General features: G+C 41.0%; 7 protein-coding genes, 2 tRNA genes, 1 rRNA gene and 1 pseudogene. All 11 read left to right on the top strand.

The annotated features are described in order from the left end of the window. Positions 1 to 90: 90 nt before the first annotated feature. The 11 genes and pseudogenes from ruvA (at position 91) to OWR28_RS19340 (ending at position 11,759) form a co-directional block, all read left to right on the top strand. Positions 91 to 675: a Holliday junction branch migration protein RuvA gene (ruvA, locus tag OWR28_RS19370; RefSeq protein ID WP_332388108.1), complete on the top strand. Its 585-nt coding sequence runs from the start codon at positions 91 to 93 to the stop codon at positions 673 to 675. Positions 676 to 681: 6 nt separating this feature from the next. Beyond that, positions 682 to 1,623 carry a T9SS outer membrane translocon Sov/SprA gene (gene sov, locus OWR28_RS27180; RefSeq protein ID WP_494168502.1) on the top strand — a complete coding sequence of 314 codons (942 nt, stop codon included), beginning with the start codon at positions 682 to 684 and terminating at the stop codon, positions 1,621 to 1,623. Between the two features lie 32 nt (positions 1,624 to 1,655). Next, on the top strand, positions 1,656 to 2,144 hold the full coding sequence (locus OWR28_RS27175) for a hypothetical protein (protein WP_494168494.1): 489 nt from the start codon (positions 1,656 to 1,658) through the stop codon (positions 2,142 to 2,144). Next, positions 2,141 to 3,247, top strand: a complete 1,107-nt coding sequence (gene sov, locus OWR28_RS27170) for a T9SS outer membrane translocon Sov/SprA (protein WP_494168493.1) — start codon at positions 2,141 to 2,143, stop codon at positions 3,245 to 3,247. Before OWR28_RS27175 ends, sov (OWR28_RS27170) begins: the two co-directional genes overlap by 4 nt. Then, positions 3,208 to 4,278 (top strand): T9SS outer membrane translocon Sov/SprA, encoded by a 1,071-nt coding sequence (gene sov / locus OWR28_RS27165; RefSeq protein WP_494168492.1) that lies wholly within the window; start codon positions 3,208 to 3,210, stop codon positions 4,276 to 4,278. The genes sov (OWR28_RS27170) and sov (OWR28_RS27165) overlap by 40 nt, the downstream gene beginning before the upstream one ends. Positions 4,279 to 4,301: 23 nt before the next feature. Then, a pseudogene (sov, locus tag OWR28_RS27160) lies at positions 4,302 to 7,759 on the top strand (T9SS outer membrane translocon Sov/SprA). 107 nt (positions 7,760 to 7,866) lie between these two features. Further along, on the top strand, positions 7,867 to 8,244 hold the full coding sequence (gene gcvH, locus OWR28_RS19360; RefSeq protein WP_041461925.1) for a glycine cleavage system protein GcvH: 378 nt from the start codon (positions 7,867 to 7,869) through the stop codon (positions 8,242 to 8,244). Positions 8,245 to 8,269: 25 nt separating this feature from the next. Beyond that, a complete protein-coding gene (locus OWR28_RS19355; protein WP_332388450.1) occupies positions 8,270 to 8,596 on the top strand; it encodes a VanZ family protein in 327 nt (108 codons plus the stop codon). A gap of 1,192 nt (positions 8,597 to 9,788) precedes the next feature. Beyond that, positions 9,789 to 11,305, top strand: a 16S ribosomal RNA gene (locus OWR28_RS19350). Positions 11,306 to 11,517: 212 nt separating this feature from the next. Then, a tRNA-Ile gene (locus OWR28_RS19345) sits at positions 11,518 to 11,591 on the top strand. A 94-nt stretch (positions 11,592 to 11,685) separates the two neighbouring features. Next, a tRNA-Ala gene (locus OWR28_RS19340) sits at positions 11,686 to 11,759 on the top strand. Positions 11,760 to 11,763: the final 4 nt, after the last annotated feature.

The raw sequence follows: 11,763 nt of genomic DNA, 5'->3' as shown, positions 1-11,763 counted from the left end.
ATTTGAAATTTAAGTTAAAAATCATTCGCAGATCAAATGAAAACATTAATTAGTTTAAATTGCTATATTTGGGAGTTTTAAAAATTAATAATGATATTTTCTTTACAAGGCACAGTTCAGGAACTTACACCTACCTACGCTGTCATTAATGTGCAAGGAGTTGGTTACTATGTGGGAATCAGTTTGATGACCTCACAAACGCTGGTTTTAAATCAGCAGACCTTTTTATTTATTCAGCAGATCATTCGTGAGGATGCTCATCTTCTCTTTGGATTTAACACACGTTCAGAAAAAGAAATGTTCAATCTGTTAATAAGTGTTAATGGTGTGGGGGCTGTCTCAGCACTTATTCTCTTGTCAACTTTGAGCCTTGATGAGATTGCTTCAGCCATACTTTCCGGAAACAGTGCATTGATCCAAAAAGCGAAAGGAATCGGTGCAAAAACTGCTGAAAGAATTATCGTAGATCTTAAAGATAAAGTACAGAAATACAGTGATCCTAACGCGAACATTTCTGTGATGACGGATAATAAAATTAAGGAAGAATCGTTATCTGCATTAGAAGTTTTAGGCATTCCTAAACGAACCAGTGAGAAGATTGCGGATAAAATTATAAAACAAAATCCAAGCATCTCCGTAGAAGAATTGGTTAAACAAATCTTAAAAAACATTTAACATTTGGTGGCGAATATTAAGCATCTTAACATATTTTTGTTCCTGTCGTTCCTGTGTATGTCTGTCAGTGCTTTTGCGCAGGCACAGAAAGATACAGCGATCATAAGAAAACAATATGAAGTGGCTGACCCTACGAGGTACGAAGCCTATTACGATATAAAAACCGGGATGTATTACGTGTATCCCAAAATCGGAAATACCATTACAGGTCCTCCTACAGCAATGTCTCCGGAAGAATATAAAGAATATATGCTTGCCAGCCAGACAAAAGCCTATTACAAGGAGAAATCTGATAAATATAACCTTCTCTTCAGAAGAGACAGATCCGATGCCAGAAAGAAGGGACTTATTCCTTCATTACAGATCAACAACAGACTTTTTGAAACCATTTTCGGAGGTAATAAAATTGAAATCATTCCTTCAGGGTATGCATCCCTGGATTTTGCAGGGCTTTACCAGAAAATAGATAACCCGATGATCCTGCCGCAAAACAGGACCAGCTTTACCTTTGATATAGATCAGAGAATTCAGCTGGGATTATTGGGGAAAGTAGGTGAAAATCTTCAGTTAAAGGCCAATTATGATACTCAGAGCGGTTTTGCTTTCGAAAACAGGATGAATCTCGTCTGGCAGGCAAAAGGAAGCTGGAAAGATCTTCAAAGCAAAGGTCTTGGAAATGTAGATAAGCCTAACGAAGGAGGAGAAGATAAAATAATCAAAAGAGTTGAGTTCGGTAACGTAAACATGCCGCTTTCAACCAGCCTTATCCGTGGTTCCCAGTCATTGTTCGGGGTGAAAACAGAGTTCCAGTTAGGAAAAACATTCGGAACAGTTGTCCTTTCCCAGCAGCAGGGTGAAGCCCGTAATATTGTAGTTCAGGGTGGTGGTGTGATGAATAACTTTAAAGTCAATGCTATTGACTATGAAGAAAACCAGCACTTCTTTTAGGACACTATTTCCTGAACAAGTATGACGATGCTTTGATTAATTATCCGCAAATCAATTCCACAATCAACATCACCAGATTGGAAGTTTGGGTATTGGATCAGGGGAACAGTAATCTTGCCTATCAGAAAAGTATTATCGGGATCAGAGACCTGGGAGAAGCTGCAGGAGGGGCCACTTTACCAGATAACTCTCTGAACGGATTATATGATAAAGTATCAGAAGTAGCCGGTACCAGAGAAGCAGGAAAAAACTATGGTACTATTTTCCAGGGACAGGTACTTCCTGGTGATCCCACTCCTTATGATAACGGGGAACAATTCATATACAATACAAAAGCCAGGAAGCTGAATGCTAATGAATATACTTTTCAGCCGCAGCTTGGATATATTTCATTAAACCAAAAACTTAATGACCAGCAGCTTTTAGCCGTTTCATACTCCTATACCGTTAACGGGAGCAATAAAGTATACAAAGTAGGGAGTTTTCTGAAGAAAGCCCTGTACTGGTTACTAAAGTATTGAGAGTAAATAACAAAGTCAATACTCAATCTCCGATGTGGGATCTGATGATGAAGAATATTTACTCTATTGACGCCGGACAGGTAGCTCCGGATGGATTTATCCTTAACGTTTATTACAGGGATCCGAAAACAGGAGGTAAAGTAAACTATCTTCCGGATACTCCTGTAAAAGACCAGAACTTACTGAAATTATTTAACTGGGACCGCCTCAATATGAATGGCGATATCCAGAATAATAAAGATGGAAGTAAAGGAGACGGTATCTTCGACTTTGTTAATGGTCTTACCATCAGACCGGAAACAGGAAGAGTCATCTTTACCAAAGTACAGCCCTTCGGTAAATATCTGGAATCAAAATTGGGTACAAGTGATCCTCAATATGTTTTCCAGGATCTTTATACCAAACAAAAACAACAGGCGCTCTCCAGTAACCTTTCACAAAGGTATACCATGGAAGGCCGTTATAAAGGTGTTCAGGGGCAAGGTATTTCTCTGGGAGCAGTAAACGTTCCTCAGGGATCGGTGAAAGTAGCTGCAAACGGAGTACAGCTTACGGAAGGAGTAGACTATACCGTAGACTATATGCTGGGAACGGTTACCATCATCAATGAAAATGTAAAGCAGTCCGGACAGGCCATCAATATTTCACTGGAAAACCAGCTGACATTTAATACCCAGAGAAAAAGATTCCTAGGATTAAACCTGGAAAGAAGATTCAGTGAAAACTTTATCTTAGGTGGAACGGTAATCAATTACTCCGAATCTCCATTGACCCAGAAAGTAAACTTCGGGCAGGAAGCCGTAAACAATACCATGGCTGGGATCAACCTGATGTACAACAATCAGGCTCCTTACCTGACAAGGCTTACCAACAAGCTTCCGATGGTAAAAACCGAAGCTCCGTCCAACTTAAACTTCAAGATGGAAGCCGCCTATTTATTACCGGGATTGAATAAAGGAACCAATAACCAGTCTTATATTGACGATTTTGAACAGACAACTTCTAAAATATCATTAAAAGAACCGGCAGCATGGAGCCTTGCTTCAAAACCGGAAAAAATACATTGCCGCCATTTAATACGGTACCGGCAAATGATGATATAACAAGTGGATATGGAAGAGGGCTATTAACATGGTATAATATCGATCCGCGATTCTGGGGTGTCGGTGGAAAAGCTCCTGCAGGAATCACACCACAGTCTGTATCCAACCACGCTTCCAGAAGGGTGCAATATTCCGAAATTTATAACAACAGAGATTTCGTAGCAGGAGAACAAACCTTTACGAATACTTTTGATATTTCCTATTTCCCTAAAGAGAAAGGGCCATATAACGTCAATCCGGTAACGGAACAGGCACAAAGCAGGTGGGCTGGGATTATGAGATCCATCAGCGTTCCGAACTTTGTGAGTTCAAATATTGAATACGTTGAATTCTGGATGATGGATCCTTATGCAGACGGTAAAACCCTGGGAACTGATCCAAAGCTTTTACTTCACTTAGGAAACGTTTCCGAAGATGTTCTGAAAGATGGAAAAATGCAGTACGAAAACGGACTTCCTACTCCGGGCACACCATCTTCTACAACGAATTCAAACTGGGGAGTACAGCCAAAACAGCCGCCAATTTTATATGCATTCTCTACAGAAGGAGATGACAGAAGAACTCAGGATGCCGGATATGATGGTCTTACTTCTGATCAGGAAGCCATGAGGTTCGGGAATACCTTTGTAAATCCGGTAACCAATATTGCTGACCCGGCAGTGGATGACTTCGTATTCTACCTTTCTGATAAATTTACAGGAAGTCAGGCTGCTTCGGTAGTGGAACGTTACAAGTATTTCAGAAACCCGGAAGGAAACTCAGAAGCGAACTCTCTGAATGTATCTTCACAGACTCCGGATGCTGAAGATATCAACAAGGATTACAACCTTGATCAGAGTGAAAACTATAACCAATATGTTATAAAGCTTGACCAGCCAAGTTTGTCACTTGGGTCGAATAATATTGTAGATGTAAAAACCGTAAAAGCAACATTCCAGAACGGGCAGTCTTCCGATGTTAAATGGTATTTGTTCAGAATTCCGGTAGCGAATTATGATAAAGCAGAAGGACACACGAAGATGCAGTATTGAATAATGTGAGATTTGCAAGATTAATGCTGACAGGATTTGATCAAACGTCTACTTTAAGATTCGGAACAATGGATCTTGTAAGATCAGACTGGAGAAAATATACCAGTAAGATTGCAAGTTTAAATGTTACTAATCCGGAAGAAGGAACGGGAACTGTGACAGATCCTAATTTTGAAATAGGAAGTGTAAATATTGAAGAAAATGCACTGAACCAACCTCCATATGTATTGCCTCCGGGAATTGACAGACAGGTTTTGAGTGGTAATGCAGGAGCTCAGAGACAGAATGAGGCCTCACTTTACATGAAAGTGAAAGATCTTAAAACTGAGGCAAGAGGAGTGTTTAAAAATACGACTTTGGATATGAGAAGATACAAAAAGCTGAAGCTGTTTGTCCATGCTCATGATCCTTTGAACAGAGTAATTGGACTGGATGAGAATACCAAATTCTTTATCCGTTTCGGAAGCGATGCTACTGATAACTATTACGAGTACGAATCATCTCTAAGAATGACTCCTACTACAGCAACAGCTCCTATGGAGATCTGGCCAATGGAAAATGAAGTTGATTTTGATGTTCAGAACTTTGTAGATGCAAAAATCAGGAGAGACAAATCTGGTGTTGCAATTACTAATAGAACAGTTGACACAGGATATCAGGAACCGTATAAAAATATTTATATCAAAGGTAGACCAAGTTTGGGAAATATTACCACTATTATGATTGGGGTAAGAAACTCTGATCCAAGAGGGGCATCCACTATAACAAGAGTTCTTTGGGTTAACGAAATCCGTCTTTCTGAAATTGAGAATGATGGAGGATATGCAGGTAACGCCAGCTTAAACTTTAATATGGGAGACCTGGCAACCGTGAACGCCAATGCCTCCTATACATCTGTTGGTTTCGGTAATATCGATTCAAAACCTGCAGAAAGAACTCAGTCTACCCAATCGGCATTCAGTATTAATACCGCGATTAATGTAGACAAATTCCTTCCGGAAAAACCGGAGTGAAAATTCCGTTAAATTATTCTTACTCACAGACTATCGAAGATCCGAAATATAATCCTCTGGACACCGATGTGGAATTCAGCAAGGCGCCTAATAAAGATCAGCTGAAAAAAGTAGCGAGAACTTATACCCAGCAGAGAAGTATTGGAGTTGTGAATATGCATAAGGAAAGGGTAAATCCAAATAAAAAGCCTAAATTCTATGATATCGAAAACGTTTCTGTAACTGCTGTTTATAACGATGACTATTACAGGGATATTTATACCAAAAGAAATTACAGACAGTATCTGAGAGGATATATTGATTACAACTACACATTTAAACCGTGGATGATCAAACCTTTCAACAAAATGATCAGCGATACCGCAAAATCTACAAAGTATCTGAGATGGGTGAAGGAATTCAACTTTAATCCAATACCTACAAGAATCTCTTTCAGAACTGAAATCGACAGAAATTATAACGAGTTAGAGTTCAGAAATGTGGAGGCAATCCTGAACGGAAATATGAACAGTGACTTTGATGCCATCAAAAACAGAAACTTCTTCTTTGGATGGCAGTATGGATTAGGATTTAATTTCACAAAATCATTAAAGCTGGAAATCAACTCCGCAACCAGAACCCTTAATGATAACCTGGATGTGAATTCCATGGACAATAAGTCGATCTTCGGAAATGTATTCAGAGCAGGAAGACCGGTATTGTACAATCACAGAGCGCAGCTGAATTATAAACTGCCGTTCCAGTACCTGCCTTATCTGGATTTCATTGATGCGGAAGTAGGATATGGATTTACTTATAACTGGGCAGCAAGATCTACTTCATTGCTTGGATTTGTGGATCCTACCACTAACCAGCCAGCGAGTTTAGGATCAGTGGGTCAGAATACCAATGTTATTCAGGCAACGGCTTCAGCAGATCTTCCTAAGTTCTTTGGTCAGTTTAATTACTTTAAAAACATCAATGCAAAACTGCAGAAGCGAAGACAGGAGATGGACTCTCTGAATAACGTGTATGCAAAACAATGGGAAAAGAACAGATACAGATACAAAAAGTATAAATTTAAAAACAGGCTTACTCCACTTCAAAGTGCAGCATTCTTCCTGACTTCTTTCAAACAGCTGAATGTAAGTTATAATGAAACAAACGGAACAGTGCTTCCGGGATTAATATCAGCTCCAAACTGGTATGGATACGGCCAGACACTGGGAGGCCCGACACTTGGATTCCTTTTAGGATCACAGGCAGATATCAGAAGAACAGTAATGGAAAACGGATGGGTGAGTGGTTCCAACTATATGACAGATCCATACGTAAGAATGTCTACCAAAGAATTGAGGGCAGACTTACAGGTAATGCCGATGAACGATTTAAGAGTTGACCTGAATGTATTGCACACTTTTAACAGTAACTTCTCACACACAGGATTTAACTATACCAATAACGGAGTTCCTGATCCGGACTTTACATTTGCCAGCGAATTGACAACCTATTCCAATACGACAACGCTTCTTAGCACATCGTTTAAAGATGGACAGGCAGTTTATCAGGCGATCAGAGAAAATGCAAGAGCGCTTTCCCAGCAATTGGGAGGCCCTGGAGCAGTATTGGATAACAATGGATTTGCCCAGCATTATAGCATCGGAAATGCCTATGTATTAATTCCTGCCTTTAGAGCAGCTATGGAAGGAAAGTCTGTGACACCGATGACTAATCCTAAAAAATCAGGATTCCCGTTACCAAACTGGAGAATTACGTATTCAGGGTTAAAAAATATCCCGATTATCAGCGGACAGTTCACGAAGTTTGACATCTTACATGCTTATACTGCTACCTATACCGCAACAGGTATTCAAAGCAATGTAGACTATCATGGCAATCCGAACGGATTTTATCAGACTGTAGATGATGCTGGTAATGTAATCAAAAATGCAGGAGACAAGATCAATCCATATACCTTTGCACAGGTCGGATATGTAGAATCCTTCTCTCCGCTCATTGGAATAGATGTTACCATGAGAAACAACATGCAGTTTGGGATACAGTACAACAGAACCAGAATGATGGTGCTCGGATTGGTAAACCAGACGCTTACTGAAGATGCCAATACGGAATACGTGGTAAGACTTGGATATATTGTCAGAAACTTCAGATTGGGAACGGCCAATATCAGAGGAAGAGGAACAAGAGGAAAAGGAAGTGATCTTAACATCAGAGGAGATATTTCATTAAGAGACAGTAAAACATCCATTATGAATATCCTGTTAAATGATGCTCAGGTCACAGGAGGACAAAGATTAATGAACATTAAACTGTCTGCAGATTACAACGTTTCTGAGAATCTGAACCTGAGAGTATTCTACGAACAGATGACCTCAAAGTATAAGATTTCCACAGCTTTCCCGCTGTCAACAATCAGAGCAGGTATTTCAGCCACATTTACATTCGGTGAATCCGCAGGTGGATTCTAAAAATAATACAAACCTAAAAGTCCTTCAGTTTTGAAGGACTTTTTTTATATCCGATATTTGAAGCTACTATATTTTTGAATACATTTGTACAAAATAAAAATTTAAAAATGAACACACCATCAGAATTAAAGTACACCAAAGATCACGAATGGATCAGAATCGAAGGTAACGTTGCTACAATCGGTATTACAGACTTTGCTCAGGGAGAACTTGGAGACATCGTATATGTGGATGTAGATACTGTAGATGATGACCTTAATGGAGGAGACGTTTTCGGAAGTGTAGAAGCGGTAAAGACTGTTTCAGATCTATTCTTGCCCGTTTCAGGGAAGGTTATTGAATTTAATTCAGACCTGGAAGATCAGCCTGAGCTGTTAAATACAGATCCTTATGGAAACGGATGGATCATCAAATTGGAAATTGCTGATGGGGCAGATCAGTCAGAGTTACTTTCTGCAGATGATTACAAAGCGATCATTGGATAAGATTTCAAAAATATTTAGTAAGATACTGCCCATTTATTGGGCATTTCTTACTTATATGCTTCTCAAACCCGGAGAAGAAAACCATGAATATTGGTTCATGTTCAGTGGTATCGACAAAGTTCTGCATCTCAGTATATTTGCTGCTTTGGGGTTTTCTTTCATTGCCACGTTTCCTAAAATAAAATTCTCCTACTTCTTTCAGATCATTCTTATTTATGCATTCCTTACTGAAATCCTGCAGGAAGAAATGGGACTGGGCAGATCTATGGAAACCTTAGATATCGTAGCAGATACTATCGGGTGCCTGTTAGGATACTATGCCTACAAACTATTGATCAAACGTTTCTTCTGATTCCACTTTCGAAAGACTGCTAATATTTCCATCTCTATCTTTAAATATAAGCAAACCACTTCAGTTTTCCGCCTCTCTGACTCTCCGGCCCTCCAACTCTCCAACTTTTTCAGGAGCTTCATCCTGCTATCCATTTCTACTCCGCGCCGGGGCTTCCCGTACTCAAGTCCTCTCGCTCCGGCTTCTGCTGCGGGGTAACCATTGCTATCAGGGCTAGGGAAGGATTTGTTAATAATGAATGATGAATGATGAATTTCATGGTAGGAGAATATAGTGGTCCGGGTTATTGTGTTGCGAGCTTCGGGTTAGTGAATCCAAGCCTTTATTTCCATTGTGTCATTCCGTAGGAATCCAAACCTCTTGACCAGAGTAAAGGATGTAAGTTAGCAGGATAATGTCTAAAACCTTTTTTTACAGTTGGTATTATCCGTGTCATGCTACGGACAAGTTTTGTCCGGACTGTGGATTAACAATGCTGTGTTTGATATATAATCTGGTGTATCATTAATTCAATAGGAACCAGGTATAATTCTGAACTTGTCGAAGAAAGCTTGTTTTCTTCTATAGTCTGGTTTCTACTATATAATATATATGCTATTTTGATCAAGGGTCAACCCGCCCACCAACTCCCGGACGCTCCCACGCTTCCCACCCGGGACCCCAAACAAATGTTTAAAATTTTTCTACCTGCCTGCCAGCGCTTTAAGCTGAAATATTACGAAACGGTAAAATTTAAGTTAAATAAACTTGTTTTGCGTTGTAAGAAGTTGCTATCTTTGCCCCACTGAAAACGAGAGTAGATCAGTAAGCGCAGAAGAGCCTTTGGATAGGCAGAGACATTATGACTCCGAAAAGAAACAGACGAAAAAAACTTCAAAACTTTTTGTAAAAAGAGTTGCGGGATAAAAAAGAGTTTGTATCTTTGCAGTCCGAATAAATCGGAGCGCAGGAGCAGGGTGATTGAGATGTTGGATAAGGATTAAGGTTACTTAAAAAACTTTAAAATTTTCTTTAAAAACATTTGGTCATTACAAAATAAAGTTTTACTTTTGCACTCGCAAATACGGAGCGACACTGACAGAGAGATTGCTTCGTTATAAAGCGGAAGATATAAAGATCATTGACATACAATATAACAACCAAGTAAGGAAAAACTAAAGCGTTAAAAACTTTGAGTGAGTCGGACAAACATACAATGGAGAGTTTGATCCTGGCTCAGGATGAACGCTAGCGGGAGGCCTAACACATGCAAGCCGAGCGGTAGAGATCTTTCGGGATCTTGAGAGCGGCGTACGGGTGCGGAACACGTGTGCAACCTGCCTTTATCTGGGGGATAGCCTTTCGAAAGGGAGATTAATACCCCATAATATATTGAGTGGCATCACTTAATATTGAAAACTCCGGTGGATAGAGATGGGCACGCGCAAGATTAGATAGTTGGTGAGGTAACGGCTCACCAAGTCTGCGATCTTTAGGGGGCCTGAGAGGGTGATCCCCCACACTGGTACTGAGACACGGACCAGACTCCTACGGGAGGCAGCAGTGAGGAATATTGGACAATGGGTGCAAGCCTGATCCAGCCATCCCGCGTGAAGGACGACGGCCCTATGGGTTGTAAACTTCTTTTGTATAGGGATAAACCTAGATACGTGTATCTAGCTGAAGGTACTATACGAATAAGCACCGGCTAACTCCGTGCCAGCAGCCGCGGTAATACGGAGGGTGCAAGCGTTATCCGGATTTATTGGGTTTAAAGGGTCCGTAGGCGGATTTGTAAGTCAGTGGTGAAATCTCACAGCTTAACTGTGAAACTGCCATTGATACTGCAAGTCTTGAGTGTTGTTGAAGTAGCTGGAATAAGTAGTGTAGCGGTGAAATGCATAGATATTACTTAGAACACCAATTGCGAAGGCAGGTTACTAAGCAACAACTGACGCTGATGGACGAAAGCGTGGGGAGCGAACAGGATTAGATACCCTGGTAGTCCACGCCGTAAACGATGCTAACTCGTTTTTGGGCTTTCGGGTTCAGAGACTAAGCGAAAGTGATAAGTTAGCCACCTGGGGAGTACGAACGCAAGTTTGAAACTCAAAGGAATTGACGGGGGCCCGCACAAGCGGTGGATTATGTGGTTTAATTCGATGATACGCGAGGAACCTTACCAAGGCTTAAATGGGAAATGACAGGCTTAGAAATAGGCTTTTCTTCGGACATTTTTCAAGGTGCTGCATGGTTGTCGTCAGCTCGTGCCGTGAGGTGTTAGGTTAAGTCCTGCAACGAGCGCAACCCCTGTCACTAGTTGCCATCATTAAGTTGGGGACTCTAGTGAGACTGCCTACGCAAGTAGAGAGGAAGGTGGGGATGACGTCAAATCATCACGGCCCTTACGCCTTGGGCCACACACGTAATACAATGGCCGGTACAGAGGGCAGCTACACTGCGAAGTGATGCAAATCTCGAAAGCCGGTCTCAGTTCGGATTGGAGTCTGCAACTCGACTCTATGAAGCTGGAATCGCTAGTAATCGCGCATCAGCCATGGCGCGGTGAATACGTTCCCGGGCCTTGTACACACCGCCCGTCAAGCCATGGAAGTCTGGGGTACCTGAAGTCGGTGACCGTAACAGGAGCTGCCTAGGGTAAAACAGGTAACTAGGGCTAAGTCGTAACAAGGTAGCCGTACCGGAAGGTGCGGCTGGAACATCTCATTTTAGAGCGTCAAAAGACGTTAAACAAAATCAGTATCGTAAGATACAAAGTACTTGCTTCAAAGTAAAGCTTTAGTTTTTTGTTTGGTTGCTATATAACAATACAAAACCCACTAGAAATTAGTACAGGGAAGAGATACAAGAGCCGAGAGCCCAGACCCAAGACGATAGAAAGTCTTGTATCTAGCATCTTGGATCTAAAAGTCTAAAAAGACAGTCTCGTAGCTCAGCTGGTTAGAGCGCTACACTGATAATGTAGAGGTCGGCAGTTCGAGCCTGCCCGAGACTACTAATTAAAAAGACGGGAAGATGAAAGAGTCAGGAGTCAAGACACAATTAAAAAGTCTTGTATCTGGCCTCTGGGGTCTCTTAGTCTACTAGAGGGGGAATTAGCTCAGCTGGCTAGAGCGCCTGCCTTGCACGCAGGAGGTCAAGGGTTCGACTCCCTTATTCTCCACAGT

Source organism: Chryseobacterium sp. 1B4 (genome assembly GCF_036631475.1).
Lineage (GTDB): Bacteria > Bacteroidota > Bacteroidia > Flavobacteriales > Weeksellaceae > Chryseobacterium.
The sequence above is the reverse complement of the archived record's forward strand: the minus strand, read 5'-3'. Positions and strand labels throughout refer to the sequence as shown.

Excerpts from the sequence above, each read along its gene's own strand:
- gcvH (WP_041461925.1), top strand. The coding sequence starts at position 7,867 with ATGAACACACCATCAGAATTAAAGTACACCAAAGATCACGAATGGATC.
- ruvA (WP_332388108.1), top strand. The coding sequence starts at position 91 with ATGATATTTTCTTTACAAGGCACAGTTCAGGAACTTACACCTACCTAC.